This is a genomic window from Sphingomonas sp. SORGH_AS_0789 (genome assembly GCF_031453055.1).
Classification (GTDB): Bacteria; Pseudomonadota; Alphaproteobacteria; order Sphingomonadales; family Sphingomonadaceae; genus Sphingomonas.
The window spans coordinates 352,423-368,958 of the sequence record NZ_JAVIYV010000001.1; the positions used below are offsets into that span (position 1 = coordinate 352,423).

Consider the following 16,536-nt stretch of genomic DNA (forward strand, 5'->3'; position numbering starts at 1 on the left):
GCCGATCCATCGCAAACAAGGGGTGACGCGCCCTTCCCCCGATCGTATAGCCATGGCCGTTTTATCGCGCGAGTGATGTCCCCCGCATGAAGTCCATCGATCGCTACATGGCCCGGCTGATCGCGTTGCCGCTGTTCGCGACGCTGATCATCTCGGCGATGCTGCTGGTGCTCGATCGCATCCGCCGCCTGTTCGAATTCGTCGCGACCGAAGGCGGGCCGATCAGCGTGGTGTGGCGAATGCTCGCCAACCTGCTGCCCGAATATCTGGGGCTGGGCATCCCGATCGGGCTGATGCTGGGCATCCTGCTGGCCTTTCGTCGCCTCGCCACCTCGTCCGAGCTGGACGTGATGCGCGGCGTCGGCATGAGCTACACCCGGCTGCTGCGCGTCCCCTATATGTACGCGATCGTGCTGGCCGCGCTGAACCTGGCAATCGTCGGCTATATCCAGCCGATCGCGCGCTATTATTATGAGGGGCTGCGCTACGAGCTGCGCACCGGCGCGCTGGGCGCCTCGATCAAGGTCGGCGAGTTCACCCATCTGGGCGACCGCATGACGCTGCGCATCGAGGAGAGCCGCGAGAATGGCCGCGACCTGTCGGGCATTTTCGTCCACGCCAACACCTCCAAGGGCGACTGGATCGGCGTGACGGCGCAGCGCGGGCGCTTCCTGGCGACCGACGATCCCAATGTCATCATCTTCCGGCTGACCAACGGCACGCTGATCCACAACCGGCCCGAGTTCAAGGCGCCGCGTGTGCTGAGCTTCTCCAGCCACGACCTGCCGATCGACCTGCCCAAGTTCGACAATTTCCGCCAGCGCGGCGGCCGCGACCTGGAGTTCACCCTCCCCGAACTCGCCCGCCACGGCCAGGATGCCCAAAGCGCCGAGGCACGCGCGGGCAGCCGGGCGGAATTCCATTTCCGCGTGGTCGAGGTGGTGACGATGTTCCTGTTGCCGCTGCTCGCGGTGTCGCTGGGCATTCCGCCCAAGCGATCGACCTCGGCGCTGGGCGTCTTCCTGTCGATCGTCATGCTCGTCACCTATTTCAAGGTGAACCAATATGCCGCCGATATCGGCGCGCTGGGCAGGGTCGATCCGCTGCTGGCGCTATGGGGGCCGTTCGCGGTCTTTGCGGGGCTGGTCCTCTGGATGTATTATGTGACCGCCTATGTCCCGGGCGGCCAGCCGATCGGGGCGCTGGAGCGCGGCGTGGCCAAGATCGCCAAGGCGATCGGCCGCTGGCTGCCCGGCCGCCGCCGGAAAAAGGCCTATACGGCATGAGCCTGTCCAACATTTTCCCGTCCAAGACGATCGCCATCTACATGGCGAAGATGTTCCTGATCCGCACCTTCGCCATCCTGTTCGCAGTAGCGCTGGTGCTCCAGACGCTGGACGTGCTGAGCGAGTCCGGCGCGGTGCTGGCCGCGCCCGGCAACGGCCAGGCGCAGGTGTGGCGTTACGTGTCGCTGCGCGCGCCGCAGATCATCTCGTTCCTGCTGCCCTTCTCGGTGCTGCTCGGCACCATCCTGACCTTCTTCACGATGAACCAGAATTCGGAGGTCATCGCGCTGAAGGCGGCGGGCATGTCGGCGCATCAGGTGCTTGCCCCGCTGCTGATCGCCAGCGCGGGCGTGGCGGTGGTCAGCTTCGTGTTCAACGACCGGATCGTACCGCGCGCCAGCGCGACGCTCAGCGCCTGGCAGAAGGTCCAATATGGCCCGCTGCCCATCGACAGCGGCGACCGGTCCAATGTCTGGGTGCGTGACGGCGACGACCTGATCTCGGTCGATCTGATCCAGGGGCGCGGCGCCAGGACCCAGCTCGGCGGCGTGACGCTCTATGACCGGACGGGCGGCAGCCTGGTGGCGATCGTGCGTGCGCCGCGCGGGCAGCGAGACGGCGATGGCTGGCGGATCGGCCCCGCCACCCGGTTCCAGGTGGCGTCGGGCAAGGTCACCACCTTCCCCTCGCTGATCGTCGGCCGGGGCGTGACCCCCGAGCAGCTGACCCTGGCCAGCGTCAGCGCCGACAACATGTCCTTCGACGCATTGTCGAACGCGATCGACGACCTGCGCGAAGCGGGACGGCCCACGACCTCGCTGGAGGGATCGCTGTGGCACAAGCTGTCCGCGCCGATGTCGGCCATGCTGATGCCGCTGCTGGGCGCGGTCGCCGCCTTCGGCATCGCGCGCTCGGGCAAGCTGTTCGTCCGTGCGGTGATCGGCATGGCGTTGGGCTTTGCCTATTTCGTGGCGGACAATTTCTCGATGGCGATGGGCGATCTGGGGGCGTACCCGCCCTTCCTCGCGGCATGGGCACCGATCCTGCTGTTCCTGCTGATCGGCGAAGCGGTCCTGTTCCGGACCGAGGAATAGGGGCCGGGGCGGATCGCCATTCGGCGATGCCTTTCCCTCCCTCGCCCCTCGCAGAGGGGAGAGGGTTGCGCAGACTTGGCCTTTGCGAGAGCAAAGGCTTAGTCGAAGCTGGGTGAGGGGTGGGCGCTCGCTTCGCGAGCGCGCGAGCCTTGAGGCTCGCTCAACCCTTACCCAAGCTGCGCTAGCCAGCAAGCTTCGCTAACCCTCTCCCCCTGTCCAGGTGAGAGGGAAGAAGAAGCAATACTGAATGTTGATCCAACCCAGCTTCGTCAGAAGCGCGGGTTAGGGATAGCAACTGGACAGGGATTTCCCTTGGCCTTCGACTGCGCTCAGGCTGAACGGATGATGGGATTATCGGGAAGGCCGTTCGCGCCGAGCCAGGTCGAAGCGCACGCCCCCGTCCCTCGCCCAGCGTCTTTCGCTCACTTCCCCCGGTGGAAGGTGCTCAGTCCGATCTTCGCGACCAGCCCCGGCAGGCCCTTGTAGCTGGCCTTGTGATAGGGTGAGTTCGGCTCCAGCGCCGCGCTGATCCGGCGATGCGCCTCGCCCAGCGCATGATAGGGCAGCGACGGCAGCAGGTGGTGCAGCGCGTGATAGCGCAGTCCCACCGGCGCCCACAGGCCGGGCAGCAAGGCGGGCGGCGGCACATTAACCGAATCCAGATATTGCGCGGTCACCGTCATCGGCTCGCCTTCATTCTCCCAGAGATGGGCGACGAGCGTCCGGACCTGGTTCAGCACCGCCACCGCCGAGCCGATCGCGAACCCGATCGCAAAGCCCCGCACCGGGATCACCCCCGTCGCGACCAGCGCGACCAGCGCGATCGCCCAGATCGAGCCTGCCGCATCGGTCCGGTTGAAGCGGACCAGCGCCTCGCCCTCGGGCATGCGACGGCGGAACTGCGGATTGATCGCCAGCGCCGAATAGCGCTCGACCACGATCTTGCGCAGCCCCGGCACAACCCAGGACAAGGGCGACAGGATCGCGAAACGGATCAGCAACCCCAGCGGCGCCAGCGCGGACACCAGGACGAACATCGGCAGCGTCCACGGCTTCATCAGCGCCAGCGGCAGATATTCGGGATCGTCGGCCGTGCCATAGCGGGTCTTGGCATGGTGCAGATTGTGCACGCCTTCATACATGAAGGCGGGCGTCAGCAGCGGCACGCCGACCAGCGCGTTCCAGCCCTCGCGAAAACGCGGCAGCGCCGAGTGCTTCATATGGCTGACTTCGTGGATGAACAGCAGCGCGCGGTACAGCGCCAGCACCGACACGACCGACGCCGCGACGATCACCCCGGTCGACGAGGCGGTGACCGCCACCGCCAGTGCGGCATAGCCGACCAGCGCGCTGCCCACCATGTCGGCCCAATAGAGCCGGGGACGCGGCGCGATCAGGTCGCGGGTCAGTTCGGCGGCGGCACGCAGCATCGCCTTGTCGTCCGCGATCGGGACACGCGCGGCGGGCGTCGCCGCAGCGGCGGGGGCAGCCCGTTCGAAAGAAAGCGTCGATTCCATAGCTCTATCCTTTGCCCCCACATAGTGGCGACACGGTGGCATTCCCACGTCCGGCAATGACGGAATCCTCACTCGCCATGATCGAACCAGACGGTTAGGACATGGTTTTCCCGTTTCCGCTGGACCCGATCAGACATGGCCCTTTCGATCCGCCCCGTCGCCACCAAGCGCGACCGCAAGACCTTCGTGGACTTTCCCTTCGGCCTGTACGCGAACGATCCGCACTGGGTGCCGCCGCTGAAGGGCGAGGCGCTGGGCCTCATCACCCCGGAGAAGAATGGGTGGTACAGCCATGCCAAGGCACAGCTTTTCCTGGCGGAAGAGAATGGCCGCGTGGTCGGACGCATCTCCGCGCATCTCGACACGCTGGCGCTCGAGATGGACCCGTCCAAGGGGTTCGGGCCGGGCACCGGCTTCTGGGGCCTGATGGATGCCGAGCGGCAGGAGGTGTTCACCGCGCTGCTGGCCACGGCCGAGGGCTGGCTGCGCGAACAGGGCATGACCCGCGCGATCGGCCCCGTGTCGCAGTCGGTCTGGGAAGAGCCGGGTCTGCTGGTCCAGGGTTTCGACCAGGACCCGACGATCATGATGGGCCATGCGCGCCCCGAATATCAGGGCTGGATCGAGGCGGCGGGTTACACGACGATCAAGCAGCTCTTCACCTATGAGCTGGACATCACGCAGGAATTTCCGCCGATCGTCCAGCGGATCATCAAGTCGGGCGAGAAGAACGAGCGCATCCGCGTCCGCGAGGTGAACAAGGCCAAGTTCGAGGAAGAGGCCGCGATCATCCTGAGCATCCTGAACGATGCATGGTCGGACAATTGGGGCTTCATCCCGCTGACCCCGCCCGAGATCAAGGATGTCGGCGTCAAGCTGAAGCCGATCGTGTTCAACGACCTGATCCGCATCGCCGAACTGGACGGCAAGCCGGTGGCCTTCATGATCACCCTTCCCGACCTGAATGAGGCGATCAAGCCGCTCAAGGGCAGCCTGCTGCCCTTCGGCTGGGCAAAGCTGCTGCTGTGGCTGCGCGCGCCCAAAGTGCGGACGATGCGCGTGCCGTTGATGGGGGTGGTCAAGGAGCTTCAGTCGTCGCGCATGGCGAGCCAGCTGGCCTTCATGATGATCGAATATATCCGCCGCGCCTCGGTGACGAAATATGGCGCCTCGCGGGGCGAGATCGGCTGGATACTCGACGACAATCAGGGGATGCGCTCGATCGCCGAGACGATCAACAGCCGGGTGAACAAGACCTACAATGTCTATGCCCGCGATCTGGGCTGATCGCGACGGGCGGGGCCGCCCGGTCGCGGCGGCCCCTGCCCTTCACGGTCACTTGCGTCGGCCGATATAGTCGAGCGGGTCGACGCCGTGCCACATCCACTGGGCACGGGTGCGGCAGAGCTTGCCGACGACGATATGGTCTTCCTGCACGTTGCGGAAGCAGTAGCGAACCGTCTTGGCCGGGGCTAGGCCGGGCGTCTGGGCGGGCGGGACGGCCGCCGCGACGGACACGGACTTGACCTCGCCCTCGTGCGAGGGAGCGGCGGTCAGGCTGGCGGCGGCAGCGGCGATCAGGGCGAACAGCATCGTTTCTCTCCGTTCCTCGGGGCGGCGATCAGCGGGTCTTGACCGGGACGCCGGGGACCTCGCCCTCGACCGCGATCCAGTCGGCCGCAGTGCGGCAGATCTTGCGAGGAATGCGCGAGCCGGTGATGTTCACGATGATGCAATAGCGGGTGGTGTCCGACACCGCCGTCCGGGCCGAGGAAGGCGACGGCGTCGCGGCCGGTGCAGGGGCGGCGGAGAGGGCGGAGGCGATCAGCAGCGAAGCGAACATGGTGGTAACTCCCTTTGGCGTCGGATCGGCTCCGACAGGTGAGTTACTGCATTATGCGTGCCATACAGTGGAAACGTTGAAAAACTGGGATTTTTCATTTTCGCATATGGCATAAACCGCCAAATGCCGGGGACTTATACCAATAGAGTTAGCGAACTTCACCGACGCGCCCGAACTATCGTCTCATCTTCCCTCTCCCCTGGACAGGGGAGAGGGTTAGCGAAGCTTGCCAGCCTGCTGGCTAGCGCAGCTTGGGTGAGGGGTTGAGCGAGCCAAAGGCTCGCGCGCTCGCTTGGCGAGCGCCCACCCCTCACCCAGCTCCGACTAAGCCTTTGCTTTCGCAAAGGCCAAGTCTGCGCAACCCTCTCCCCTCTGCGAGGGGCGAGGGAAGGAAAGGCAGCGCTGGATGGCGATCGGCTCTAGCCTCAACGGCCCGAGCGAATGCCGGCACCTTGGAAACGGGTACGGCGCGTAGGGGGCCACAGCCTAAACCGGGATGGCCCAGACCGGCGTCAGTCGCCGCGCAGCCGCACCCAGGTCGGGGCGTGGTCGCTGGCCTTTTCCCGGCCGCGATAGCTTTTGTCGACCCCGGCATCGACCAGCCGATCCGCCGCCTGCGGGCTGAGCAGCAGATGGTCGATGCGGAAACCCGCATCGCGCTGCCAAGACCCGGCCTGATAGTCCCAGAAGGTCCACACCCCGCCCTTGGGCGCGCGGGTGCGCAGCGAGTCGGTCCAGCCCTGCGCCAGCAACCGGCGATAGGCCGCGCGGCTCTCCGGCTGCATCAGCGCATCGCTGGCCATGGCGGGCACCGAGAAGGTGTCGTCGTCATTCGGGATGACGTTGTAATCCCCCGCCAGCACCGCAGGCACTTCCTCGGCCAGCAAGGCCCGTGCGCGTGCGGCGAGCCGCTCCATCCAGCGCAGCTTGTAGTCGAATTTCGGCCCCGGCTGCGGATTGCCGTTGGGCAGATAGAGCGAGGCGACGACCAGATCGCCGACCTGGCATTCCAGATAGCGGCTATGCTCGTCCTCGGGCTCGCCCGCCAGCCCGCGCTGCCGCTCGACGGGCTGGCTGCCGCGTGCCAGCACCGCGACGCCGTTCCAGCTCTTCTGCCCGTGCCACACCGCGCCGTACCCCGCCGCCTCGATCTCGGCGGCGGGAAAGGTCTCGTCGCTGGTCTTCAACTCCTGGAGACAGACGATATCGGCATCCGCCTCGGCCAGATATTCGAGCAGGCGGGGCAAACGGGCCTTGATCCCGTTGATATTGTAGGTGGTGATCTTCACGTCAGACCGCGAAGCTAGTGCCGCAGCCGCAGCCCGAGGCCGCGTTGGGATTGGTCACGCGAAACGCCGCGCCGCCCAGCGATTCGACATAGTCGACCTCCGCCCCGCGCACGAGGTCCAGGCTGATGCTGTCAACGACCAGCCGGACGCCGTTCGTCTCGGCGACCGTGTCGTCCTCGGCCGGGCTGTCGGCCAGCCCGAACTTATACTGGAAGCCCGAACAGCCACCCCCTTCGACCGAGAGGCGCAGGATGGCGGGCTTGTTCTGCCGCTCGGCGATCGCCGCGACGCGGGCGGCGGCGGACGGAGTCAGCGCGATGTCGGAAATCTGGGTGGCCATGGGGATCAGATAGGCGCAGGGGGCCGGGTGAACAATCCCGATCGCACTATTCCTCCCCAGCAAGGGGAGGTGGCCGTCCGGAGGACTGACGAAGGGGTGTTCCGGCCAGCGAGACACCCCTCCACCATGCTGCGCATGGTCCCCCTCCCCTTGCCGGGAAGGAATATCGATCAGTCCTGCGCGGCCGGACCGTCGGTCGAAACCGGGATCTGGTGGATCGCATGATCCTGCGACGCCATCAGATAGTCGCCGGTGGTCAGGAAGGGCACCGGGTTGACCGCATGGCCGTCCATGCGGACTTCATAATGGAGGTGCGGGCCGGTCGAGCGGCCGGTCGAACCCATCAGCGCGATCAGCTGGCCGCGGGTCACCCGCGCGCCGTCGGCGACCAGGATCTTGGACAAATGGCCATAGCGGGTGGCGATACCCTTGCCATGGTTGATCTCGACCAGATTGCCATAGCCGCCCTGCCAACCGGCATGATCGACGATGCCGTCGGCGGTGGCATAGATGGGGGTGCCGACCGGGCCGGGAATGTCGACCCCGGCATGCATCGCGGCGGTGCCACGGAACGGGTCGGAACGGATGCCGAAATTGCTGGTGAACTTGAGCTGTTCGACCGGCTGGACCGACGGAATGGCGATCACGCCCTTCTGGACCGAGTCCATCTTCTTCCAGGTCTGGAACAGGGTGCGGAACTGCTGGTCGGTGCGCAGGTCGGCGGAGGCTTCGGCGCTGTTGGCGGGGATATACTCGCCGCCGACCGCCTTGGCGGGAGCGGCATGGCCGGCGGGGCTATGGGTGGCGGCGGCACGGCCGGTGGCAGCGATGGCGCCCTGGCCGGAAAGGGTGACAGTCAGGATCCCGACGAGTGCCGCAATCGATTTACCCCACGTATGACGCTGCTTCATCGAACCCCGGCAATTTTCCGGCCGAGCGCACCCATTGTCGGGATCGCCCGGCTTTCGTCCATCCAATGCTGTTTCGCAGCCCCACCGCGTTACAGACGGTCAGCTTGTGCCGTCGAAGGTTCCTCGTCCGCAAGGGGCGCATAGAAGTCGCGCGTCAGACCGGCAGCGGCGCGCGCCGAGTCGTTGAACGGTGGCTTAACGACCCCGCGAAAGTGGCGGCGGACCAGCATCCGCCAATGCTCGGCGGGTGCGATGTCATGGTTCGCGGCGAGATAGCCGAACCATTTGGCGCCGAATCCGACATGGCGGATCTCGTCGGTATAGATGCGCTGGAGGATGCGCGCGGACACCTCGTCGCCCCCGGCGCGGACCCGCGCGACCGTCTCGGGCGTGACGTCCAGCCCGCGCGCCTCCAGCACCAGCGGCACCACCGCCAGCCGCGCCATCGCGTCATGCGCGGTCTCCTCGGCCGCCTCCCACAATCCGGCATGCGCGGGCAGGTCGCCATAACCCGACCCCAGAACCCGCAGCCGCCGATACAGCACCGCGAAGTGCATCGCCTCGTCCGCGCCGACCGACATCCAGTCGTCGGCGAAGCTGCGCGGAAACTGCGCGCCGAACCGGCCCGCCGCGTCGAAGGCCAGGTCGATCGCCGCGAACTCGATATGCGCCAGCGCATGGAGCAGCGCGATCCGCCCCTTTTCCGATCCGCCGCGCCCGCGCTTGGGCATGCGGTTGGGCGGCAGCAATTCGGGACGCGCGGGCCGCCCCGGCGCGTCGGGCATCGCCGCGTCGAACCGATGCGCCAGATCGCCACGCCGCCAGGCACGCGCCGCCGCGCGGGCCAGCCGCACCTTGGTCAGCGGGTCGCTCTCGCGCAGCACCGCCGCGCACGCCTCGGCCAGGCTGGTCATGGTCAAAGCGCGCGCGCCGCCTCCAGCACGGCCTCGGCATGTCCCGGCACCTTCACCTTGCGCCAACTGGTCGCCAGCCGCCCCTCGCGGTCGAACAGGAAGGTCGCGCGCTCGATCCCCATATAGGTCTTGCCGTACAGCTTCTTCTCGCCCCACACGCCGAACGCCTCGCACGCGGTGCCGTCCTCGTCGCTGGCGAGGTCGACGGTCAGCTCGTATTTCGCCGCGAATTTCTGATGCCTGGCGGGGCTGTCCTTGGAGATGCCGATCACCCGCACGCCCGCCGCCTGGAACGCCTCGGCCAGCGCGGTGAAGTCCTGCGCCTCGCGGGTGCAGCCGCTCGTATCGTCCTTGGGATAGAAATAGACGACCAGCGGCCCCGCCACCTCGCCCAGCGCCAGCGGCTGTCCCTCGGCCGTGGTCACCGTGACCGTTGGAATCGGATCGCCCTTGTCCATCGCCTCATTCTCCTTGCCAGACGTGGAGCACCTCCTGCCGCGTCGCCTCCAGCGTGGCAACCACCGCCGCCCAATCGGCCAGCCCCATGGCGCGCGCGATCAGCGGGCGGGTCGCGATCGGCGGCTCCTGCCCATCGGGGACCAGCAGGCGGAAGGCGACCAGCGCGCGGGTCAGCACGTCATGCGCCTGCGCCATGGCGGGCGGCATCAGCCCCTGCCCGACCAGCGCCGCGATCGCCTGCGCAAGATCGGGGGCGAAGCCGGTCCGCTCGGCCAGCTGGGTACGGTGCACCGCGAACTCCAGATCGACCAGGCCGCCGGGCAGCAGCTTCACGTCGAAGGGCCCCTGCGGCGGCTTGTGCCGCGCCATCTCGCGGCGCATCTCGCCCGCCTCGGCCTGGACATCGCGTGGCGGGCGGCGGCCGCCCAGCACATCGGCGACGATCGCCGCGACATGCGCGCGCGCCGCCGCCGATCCGAAGATTGGCCGCGCGCGGGTCAGCGCCATATGCTCCCACGTCCAGGCATCCTCGCTCTGGTAACGCGCGAAACTGTCGACCGAGACGACCAGCGGCCCCTGCGTGCCCGAGGGGCGCAGCCGGGTGTCGACCGGATAGAGCGGCCCCGCCTGGGTCGGCACCGACAGGGCCGCCGTGACCCGCTGCGCCAGCCGGTTGTAATAGAGCGTCGCACCCAGCGGCTTGGGACCATCGGACTCGGCCGCGAAATCGCCGGTGAACAGATAGACGAGGTCGAGGTCCGAGGCATGGGTCAGCGCCGCCCCGCCCATCCGGCCCAGCGCCAATATCACCAGCTCGCTATCCGGCACCCGGCCATGCGCCGCGACGAATGCGTCGACCGTCGCCTGCGCCAGCACCCCCACTGCCGCCTCCGCGACGCGGGCATAGCCGCCCGCCACCTCCAGCGGATCGGCGCGCCCCGCCACGATCTGCGCCCCCAGCGCGAACCGCAGCTCGCCGACGACGCGGCGGACATGGTCCAGCCGGTCCTGATAATCCTGCCCCGCCTCGCCGCCGCGCATCGCGCGTTCGAGGACCGCGATCGCGGGCAGCGGCTCGAAGGCCGAAGCGTCGATCAGCCCGTCGAGCAAGGCCGGTCGCCGCGCCAGTTCGGTCGCCAGCGGCGCGGCATGGCTGAGGATCGCGACGGTCAGGCTGGCGAGCCCCGGCCGCGCCTCCAGCAGGCGGAAGATGTTGATCGCGCTCGTCATCCGCTCGAACAGCGAATCGAGCTTGAGCAGCGCGGCATCCGGATCGGGCGCCTCGCCCAGCGCCTCGACCAGGGTGGGCAGCACCGCGTCGAGCGCCTCGCGCGCCGCCGGGCTGCGCAGCGCGGGATAGTCGCCGCCACGCCAGGCCGCGATCCGCCGCGCCGCCGCCTCGATATCGCGCAGGCCCGCCGCGACCAGCCGTTCGCTCAGCAGCACCGGGTCGTGCGGCAGCCGCGGCCGCTCATCGGCGTCCAGCGCATCATAGCATTGCCCCACCCGCGCGGTGACCGGGGCCAGCGTCGCAACCAGCGCCGCGCCGTCCGCCAGCCCGTGCAGATGCGCCACCCGGTCGAGCGCCTCGCTTTTGGGCAGCTGGTGCGTCTGGCGATCGTCGATCATCTGCACCCGGTGCTCGATGGTGCGCAGCAGGACATAGGCGTCGGACAGCGCCGCGGCCTCGCCCGGATCGATCCGCCCCGCCTCGGCCAGCCGCGCCAGCGCGTCGCGGGTGGCGGGCGCGCGCAGCGACGGGTCGCGGCCGCCATGGATCAGCTGGTGGATCTGCGCGAAGAATTCGATCTCGCGAATCCCGCCGCGCCCGCGCTTCAGGTCATAGCCGGGGCCCAGCGCCTGTCCCTGCGCATGGTGATCGCGAATCCGCCGAGTCAGGTCGCGGATTTCGCCCACCGCCCCGAAATCCAGCGCGCGACGCCAGACGAAGGGCCGGATCGCGTCGAGGAAACGCTGCCCCAGCGCCATGTCCCCCGCCGCCGCGCGGGCACGGATGAACGCCGCGCGCTCCCAGGTCAGCGCCTGGCTTTCATAATAGGCAATCGCCCCCTCGACGGGAATCGCGATCGGCGTCGCCTCGGGCGAGGGGCGCAGCCGCAGATCGACGCGCAGCACATAGCCATCGCCGTCGCGCGCCTGGAGCAGTTCGACCACCCGCTTGCCGATCCGCACCGCCGCCTCTTCGGGTTCCTCGCGCGGGCGGCGAGGCAATGTCTCGGGGTCGAAGATCAGGATGGGGTCGATATCGGAGGAATAGTTGAGTTCGCGGCTGCCCTGTTTCCCCAGCGCGATGGCGGCGAAGCCGATCGGCTCGGCATCCGGCGTCCGCTCCAGGATCGCGGCGCGGATCGCATGAGACAGCGCCTCGTCGGCAAAGTCGGTCAGCCGGCGGGTCACTTCGGTCAGGTCATAGACCCCCGCCAGATCGCCCAGCGCGACGGTCAGCGCCAGCGCCCGCCGCCGCCGCCGCAGCGCGGTGCCGACCGGCAGCGTGGGGTCGAGCATCGGCAGATCGGCCAGCCGCCCTTCGCTTGCCATCGCCGCGATCTCCGGCTCGCGGTCGAGCAACATCGCCAGAAAGGGGGAATGACGCCGCGCCCGGTCGAGGGCATCGGGCAGTTGCGGACAGGCGGGGACATTCATGCCCCGCTTCTACCCTCTTGCGCGCGCACCGCAAAAGGCTTTCCCCGAGGTTAACGAAGCGGCTTCACAATTTTTGCAACCTGTCAAGCCCTCATCCGTTATGATGGCATGACGAGCACAGAAGCATGGACCGGACCTATCCATATCGTCCCCGCCCCCCGGCGGGTGGACGATATCGGCAGCGCGCTGCGCGCCGCCTTTTCCGATCCGTTGCGCCTGCCCGACCATTGGGTCCGCCTGCTCGCGCGACTGGACGAACCCGCGCAGCGCCACTGATCCGGCCGCGATGCTCGGGCCGATATGCCATATCGGCCCGGCCCCATGTCACGAAAACGGCCGCCCCACCCCATCGGGCAGAGCGGCCGGGAAAAATTCGTCGGGTCGGCTTAGCGACCGCCGCTCAGCTGGTCGACGTCGCCCATGATGCTGTCGAGCGCGGTCTTGCTGCTGTCGGTTTCGTGCAGACGACGCGAGGGCAATGCGCCTTCGCTCAGGATCGCTTCCAGCGCGACGCGGCCCCGTGCCACCCGGCTCTTGATCGTGCCGACCGCGACGTTGCAGATTTCCGCGGCTTCCTCATAGGCAAAGCCACCCGCGCCGACGAGGATCAGCGCCTCGCGTTGCGGCTGCGGCAGGTGCATCAGCGCACGCTGCATGTCGCCCAGCTCGACATGGCGGTCCTGGCTGGCGGGGGCCGCGAGGATGCGGTCGGCGACCAAATCGTCCCACTCGCCCTTGAAGCGCGCGCGGCGCATCTGCGAGAGATAGAGGTTGCGCAGGATGATGAAGGTCCAGGCCCGCATATTGGTGCCCGCCTGGAACCGCTTGCGCGCCGCCCAGGCCTTGAGTAGCGTTTCCTGCACCAGATCGTCGGCCAGATCGCGGCTGCCCGACAGAGAGCGCCCGAATGCGCGAAGATGGGGAATCACGCGCGCCAGCTCGGTCTTGAACTCGGAATCGGGCAGGGCGACGTGCTCGACGGGGGCGTCGACCTCGATATCGTCCTGCATCAGTGGCTGCGTCATGAAAATCCGATCGTCGGAAGCGGCCGCATGTGCGACCGTTTCGAAATATAGGGTTGGGGGCCCAAAATTGCCAGCCGGTCCAAAGCCATAATGGACCCGCCCGAAGGCCGTATCGCGATCAGCGGAGCACCAGCCAGGCAAAGATCGCGATGACCAGCACCAGCGATATGGGCAGGATGTACCGCGTCACATGCGGGGTCGATCCTGCCCGTGCGTCTTCCTTGGAGACATGGATGGGATGTTCGGGATCAACCATGTCCACCTCAACGCCTGTCGACCGTTTTGGGTCCGTAACCGATGATCTTTCGTCCCGACGGGCCTTACTCGGCCGGAACGGTGCTCTGGTCGAAGAACAGCGCCTGGCTGATTGCCGCCTTCACCGTCGACCGCTGGAACGGCTTGGTGATGAGGAAGGTCGGCTCGGGCCGCTCGCCGGTCAGCAGACGCTCGGGGAAGGCGGTGATGAAGATCACCGGCACCTCGAACTCGGCCAGGATGTCCTTGACCGCGTCGATGCCCGAACTGTCGTCGGCCAGCTGGATGTCCGCCAGCACCAGGCCGGGCCGGTCTTCCATCGCGAGCGCCACCGCCTCGTCGCGGGTGACGGCGACGCCGGTCACCTCATGCCCCAGGTCGCGGACGATCGTCTCGATATCCATCGCGATGATCGGCTCGTCCTCGATGATGAGGACGCGGGCGCGTGTCTGCTTCTCGATCTCGGCCAGCGCCTCGGACACGAGATTCTCGACCTCGCTCGGCTCGACATCGATCAGATAGGCGGCGTCCTCGGGCGTGAAGCCTTCCATCGCGGTCAGCAGCAGCGCCTGACGCGACAGCGGGGTCATCCGCGCCAGCCGGGCGCGCGCCACGCCTTCATTGCCGTCGGCATCGACGCCGTCATTGTCCAGTTCGTCGTAATTGGCCGACGACCAGATGCCCTGGAACATGCGGTAGAGGCCCAGGCGCGGATCGACGTCGCGCGGAAACTGGTCGGGGGCCGCGACGATCGCCTCCAGCGTGGCGCGGACATATTTGTCGCCGTGCATCTGGCTGCCGGTCAGGGCCCGGCCATAGCGCCGCAGGAAGGGAAGATGGGGCGCAAGCTGCTGTCCAAGCGACATGGGTAATGATCACTCCCTGAGGTATTCGCGAAAGCCTGATGTGCTGGCCACCGCGCGTGTTTTCAATGCCGTTTTCTCCGAAATCCCCGATCGACGCGCCGCATGGACGTCCGTCCGGTTTTTTCGTATCGCATCGGGAACCAACAAGATCGAATTTGGTTTCATCGCCACATCAACTATGGCTCTGGCGTAACGCCGACCGGCGGCGCGATTGGGTCGCCATTGCGTCGGTTGCCCCGCTAGTGGGTCGTGCAGGGGGATATTTTGAGTTTGGGCAACAAGACCAAGAAGACGCCTTCCTCGACGCCCGAAAACGGTGGCGAGAAGGATGCCGGCTCGGCCCTGCGCCAGGCATATCAGAAGACCGTCGACGAAAAGATTCCTGACGAGATGCTTGACCTTCTCAGCAAGCTGGACTGACGATCCGGCCGCATGGCCAACGCCCCCATCATTCCCGCCCCGGCTGACCCCGTCGAACGCCCCCCGGTCCCCGCACCGCGCCTGACGACGGGCGCGAAGCTCGTTCTGGTGCTGGGCAGCACGCTGCTGATCCTGGCGGCCATAGCGGTCTTCGCTACGTTGCAGACGACCCGGCTGGCCGACAGCGAGGCGAGCGGTCGCCTGCGCATCGCCGCGAACGAGGATGCGCGCGCCATCGCCACCGAACTGGTCGGCGACATGACCGCGTTGCGCGTCGCGGTCCGTGCGCTGGGCCAAGACCCGCTCGACATGCCCAGCTGCGCCCGCGCTCAGGGCGTGTTCGCGCAACAGTCGATGACCGGCGCTCGCTTCCTCATCACCGACCGGACGGGCAAGACGCTGTGCGGCGACCCGCTGCCCGCCGCGCTGCCGGTGCTGGCTGACGGATCGCCGATCGGCGCCGATATCCTGGCCGGACAGGGCCTGGTCCTGTCGGTCGTGCATCAGGACGGCCGCACCCAGGCGCGCGCCTTCTTCCCCCTGCCCTTCCTGCGCACGCTGATCGACCAGAGCAACCACACCAGCGCGGTTGCATCGGTGATCGAGCTGGACGGCGAATCCCTGCCGCTGGCCATCCTGCCCGGCCGGGGCGCGCTCGCGCGGATGAAGTCGATCCGGACCGAGCTGGGCATTGGCGGCCTGGTGCTGCGGACCTCGGCCCCCAGCGCGCCGATCACCTCCTCGCTGATCGTGGCGCTCGCGCTGCCGCTGCTGATGTGGCTGGCCGCCGTGGTGCTGGGCTGGTTCATCGTCGACCGCCTGCTCATCCGCCCCCTGCGCCAGCTGCGCGGGATCGTCGCCGCCTATCAGCCGGGCGAGACGCTCGACATCTCGCAGGTGGAGGCCGCGCCGGCGCAGGAAATTCGCGACCTGGCCGATACGTTCGAGGCGATCACCCAGACGGTCGCCACCCACGAGGCTGGACTGGCCGAAGGGCTGGTCCGCCAGACCAAGCTGACCCGCGAAGTCCATCACCGGGTGAAGAACAACCTCCAGGTCATCTCCAGCCTGATCAACTTCCACGCGCGCGGTGCGACGGGGCCGGAGGCTATGGCCGCCTATTCCTCGATCCAGCGGCGCGTCGATGCGCTGGCGGTGGTGCATCGCCATCACTTCGCCGAGCTGGAGGAAAATCGCGGGCTGAACCTGCGGACGATGATCGGCGAGCTGGCGGCGAACATCCGCGCCACCGCGCCGGAGAACGCCGCCGGGATCGGCATCTCGCTCGACGTCGCACCGCTTCTGGTCAACCAGGACGTGGCGGTCGCGGTCGCCTTCCTCGTCACCGAGACGATCGAGCTGGCGATGAACTGCGACCCCGCCGCGCAGATCCGTGTCGCGGTCAAGCCCGCCGAGCAGGAAGGCCGCGCGGTCGTCCGCGTCGTATCGCGCGCGCTGGTCGAGACCGACGAGCTGCGGCACCTGATCGGCAAGCGCTATGGCCGGGTCATGGAGGGGCTGGCGCGGCAGCTTCGTGCGCCGTTGCACCATGATCCGCTGACCGGCGCCTATGAGATTTCCATCGCGATCGTCGGGCGCGACTGAAAAATCGGCGAAAAAGATTCGCAACTGCGAAAAAGCCGGGAACCCTTG

18 protein-coding genes are annotated in these 16,536 nt (G+C 67.5%); 6 read left to right on the forward strand and 12 right to left on the reverse strand.

The features are described from left to right. The first annotated feature begins 86 nt into the window (after positions 1-86). Together lptF and lptG are read left to right on the forward strand one after the other, a co-directional pair. Positions 87-1,286 (forward strand): LPS export ABC transporter permease LptF, encoded by a 1,200-nt coding sequence (gene lptF / locus QE360_RS01515; RefSeq protein WP_309698765.1) that lies wholly within the window; start codon positions 87-89, stop codon positions 1,284-1,286. Next, the gene (lptG, locus tag QE360_RS01520; protein ID WP_309698767.1) at positions 1,283-2,380 is read left to right on the forward strand and encodes an LPS export ABC transporter permease LptG; all 1,098 of its coding nucleotides are present in this window, start codon (positions 1,283-1,285) and stop codon (positions 2,378-2,380) included. Before lptF ends, lptG begins: the two co-directional genes overlap by 4 nt. Before the next feature lie 422 nt (positions 2,381-2,802). Here the strand turns inward: lptG and QE360_RS01525 are convergent, their stop codons facing one another. Then, positions 2,803-3,897, reverse strand: a complete 1,095-nt coding sequence (locus QE360_RS01525) for a fatty acid desaturase (RefSeq protein WP_309698770.1) — start codon at positions 3,895-3,897, stop codon at positions 2,803-2,805. 135 nt (positions 3,898-4,032) lie between these two features. Here QE360_RS01525 and QE360_RS01530 point away from each other — a divergent pair, with 135 nt between their 5' ends. Next, a complete protein-coding gene (locus QE360_RS01530) occupies positions 4,033-5,184 on the forward strand; it encodes an N-acetyltransferase (RefSeq protein WP_309698772.1) in 1,152 nt (383 codons plus the stop codon). A gap of 48 nt (positions 5,185-5,232) precedes the next feature. On the opposite strand, the gene QE360_RS01535 is transcribed toward QE360_RS01530, so the two are convergent. The 8 genes from QE360_RS01535 to QE360_RS01570 form a co-directional block, all read right to left on the reverse strand. Then, positions 5,233-5,490, reverse strand: a complete 258-nt coding sequence (locus QE360_RS01535) for a hypothetical protein (RefSeq protein WP_309698778.1) — start codon at positions 5,488-5,490, stop codon at positions 5,233-5,235. Positions 5,491-5,518: 28 nt separating this feature from the next. Beyond that, positions 5,519-5,740: a hypothetical protein gene (locus tag QE360_RS01540; protein WP_309698780.1), complete on the reverse strand. Its 222-nt coding sequence runs from the start codon at positions 5,738-5,740 to the stop codon at positions 5,519-5,521. Between the two features lie 512 nt (positions 5,741-6,252). After that, positions 6,253-7,029 (reverse strand): exodeoxyribonuclease III, encoded by a 777-nt coding sequence (gene xth / locus QE360_RS01545; RefSeq protein ID WP_309698782.1) that lies wholly within the window; start codon positions 7,027-7,029, stop codon positions 6,253-6,255. A 1-nt stretch (position 7,030) separates the two neighbouring features. Further along, the gene (gene erpA, locus QE360_RS01550) at positions 7,031-7,369 is read right to left on the reverse strand and encodes an iron-sulfur cluster insertion protein ErpA (RefSeq protein ID WP_307103440.1); all 339 of its coding nucleotides are present in this window, start codon (positions 7,367-7,369) and stop codon (positions 7,031-7,033) included. A 170-nt stretch (positions 7,370-7,539) separates the two neighbouring features. Then, the gene (locus QE360_RS01555) at positions 7,540-8,280 is read right to left on the reverse strand and encodes a M23 family metallopeptidase (RefSeq protein WP_309693425.1); all 741 of its coding nucleotides are present in this window, start codon (positions 8,278-8,280) and stop codon (positions 7,540-7,542) included. Positions 8,281-8,369: 89 nt separating this feature from the next. After that, positions 8,370-9,194 carry a ferritin-like domain-containing protein gene (locus tag QE360_RS01560; RefSeq protein ID WP_309704023.1) on the reverse strand — a complete coding sequence of 275 codons (825 nt, stop codon included), beginning with the start codon at positions 9,192-9,194 and terminating at the stop codon, positions 8,370-8,372. 2 nt (positions 9,195-9,196) lie between these two features. After that, positions 9,197-9,652: a peroxiredoxin gene (locus QE360_RS01565; RefSeq protein ID WP_309698784.1), complete on the reverse strand. Its 456-nt coding sequence runs from the start codon at positions 9,650-9,652 to the stop codon at positions 9,197-9,199. Between the two features lie 4 nt (positions 9,653-9,656). After that, positions 9,657-12,317 (reverse strand): bifunctional [glutamine synthetase] adenylyltransferase/[glutamine synthetase]-adenylyl-L-tyrosine phosphorylase, encoded by a 2,661-nt coding sequence (locus tag QE360_RS01570; RefSeq protein ID WP_309698786.1) that lies wholly within the window; start codon positions 12,315-12,317, stop codon positions 9,657-9,659. Positions 12,318-12,425: 108 nt separating this feature from the next. Between QE360_RS01570 and QE360_RS01575 the strand changes: the two genes are divergently transcribed. Beyond that, a complete protein-coding gene (locus tag QE360_RS01575) occupies positions 12,426-12,593 on the forward strand; it encodes a hypothetical protein (RefSeq protein ID WP_309698789.1) in 168 nt (55 codons plus the stop codon). 110 nt (positions 12,594-12,703) lie between these two features. On the opposite strand, the gene QE360_RS01580 is transcribed toward QE360_RS01575, so the two are convergent. The 3 genes from QE360_RS01580 to QE360_RS01590 all read right to left on the reverse strand — a co-directional run bounded on the left by QE360_RS01580 (position 12,704) and on the right by QE360_RS01590 (position 14,463). Beyond that, complete coding sequence (locus tag QE360_RS01580) at positions 12,704-13,342, reverse strand: sigma-70 family RNA polymerase sigma factor (protein ID WP_307103431.1); 639 nt, start codon at positions 13,340-13,342, stop codon at positions 12,704-12,706. Between the two features lie 118 nt (positions 13,343-13,460). After that, on the reverse strand, positions 13,461-13,598 hold the full coding sequence (locus QE360_RS01585; protein WP_309698791.1) for a hypothetical protein: 138 nt from the start codon (positions 13,596-13,598) through the stop codon (positions 13,461-13,463). 64 nt (positions 13,599-13,662) lie between these two features. Beyond that, entirely contained in the window at positions 13,663-14,463 is an 801-nt protein-coding gene (locus tag QE360_RS01590) for a response regulator (RefSeq protein WP_183951702.1), read from the reverse strand. A 270-nt stretch (positions 14,464-14,733) separates the two neighbouring features. Here QE360_RS01590 and QE360_RS01595 point away from each other — a divergent pair, with 270 nt between their 5' ends. Together QE360_RS01595 and QE360_RS01600 are read left to right on the forward strand one after the other, a co-directional pair. After that, positions 14,734-14,883 (forward strand): NepR family anti-sigma factor, encoded by a 150-nt coding sequence (locus tag QE360_RS01595; protein ID WP_307103427.1) that lies wholly within the window; start codon positions 14,734-14,736, stop codon positions 14,881-14,883. Positions 14,884-14,895: 12 nt separating this feature from the next. Then, positions 14,896-16,488: a histidine kinase dimerization/phosphoacceptor domain -containing protein gene (locus QE360_RS01600; protein ID WP_309698793.1), complete on the forward strand. Its 1,593-nt coding sequence runs from the start codon at positions 14,896-14,898 to the stop codon at positions 16,486-16,488. Positions 16,489-16,536: the final 48 nt, after the last annotated feature.

Excerpts from the sequence above, each read along its gene's own strand:
- lptF (WP_309698765.1), top strand. The coding sequence starts at position 87 with ATGAAGTCCATCGATCGCTACATGGCCCGGCTGATCGCGTTGCCGCTG.
- QE360_RS01600 (WP_309698793.1), top strand. The coding sequence starts at position 14,896 with ATGGCCAACGCCCCCATCATTCCCGCCCCGGCTGACCCCGTCGAACGC.
- QE360_RS01535 (WP_309698778.1), bottom strand. The coding sequence starts at position 5,490 with ATGCTGTTCGCCCTGATCGCCGCTGCCGCCGCCAGCCTGACCGCCGCT.
- QE360_RS01570 (WP_309698786.1), bottom strand. The coding sequence starts at position 12,317 with ATGAATGTCCCCGCCTGTCCGCAACTGCCCGATGCCCTCGACCGGGCG.
- erpA (WP_307103440.1), bottom strand. The coding sequence starts at position 7,369 with ATGGCCACCCAGATTTCCGACATCGCGCTGACTCCGTCCGCCGCCGCC.
- lptG (WP_309698767.1), top strand. The coding sequence starts at position 1,283 with ATGAGCCTGTCCAACATTTTCCCGTCCAAGACGATCGCCATCTACATG.
- QE360_RS01580 (WP_307103431.1), bottom strand. The coding sequence starts at position 13,342 with ATGACGCAGCCACTGATGCAGGACGATATCGAGGTCGACGCCCCCGTC.
- QE360_RS01555 (WP_309693425.1), bottom strand. The coding sequence starts at position 8,280 with ATGAAGCAGCGTCATACGTGGGGTAAATCGATTGCGGCACTCGTCGGG.
- QE360_RS01575 (WP_309698789.1), top strand. The coding sequence starts at position 12,426 with ATGACGAGCACAGAAGCATGGACCGGACCTATCCATATCGTCCCCGCC.
- QE360_RS01530 (WP_309698772.1), top strand. The coding sequence starts at position 4,033 with ATGGCCCTTTCGATCCGCCCCGTCGCCACCAAGCGCGACCGCAAGACC.
- QE360_RS01590 (WP_183951702.1), bottom strand. The coding sequence starts at position 14,463 with ATGTCGCTTGGACAGCAGCTTGCGCCCCATCTTCCCTTCCTGCGGCGC.
- QE360_RS01525 (WP_309698770.1), bottom strand. The coding sequence starts at position 3,897 with ATGGAATCGACGCTTTCTTTCGAACGGGCTGCCCCCGCCGCTGCGGCG.
- QE360_RS01565 (WP_309698784.1), bottom strand. The coding sequence starts at position 9,652 with ATGGACAAGGGCGATCCGATTCCAACGGTCACGGTGACCACGGCCGAG.
- QE360_RS01540 (WP_309698780.1), bottom strand. The coding sequence starts at position 5,740 with ATGTTCGCTTCGCTGCTGATCGCCTCCGCCCTCTCCGCCGCCCCTGCA.
- QE360_RS01560 (WP_309704023.1), bottom strand. The coding sequence starts at position 9,194 with ATGACCAGCCTGGCCGAGGCGTGCGCGGCGGTGCTGCGCGAGAGCGAC.
- QE360_RS01585 (WP_309698791.1), bottom strand. The coding sequence starts at position 13,598 with ATGGTTGATCCCGAACATCCCATCCATGTCTCCAAGGAAGACGCACGG.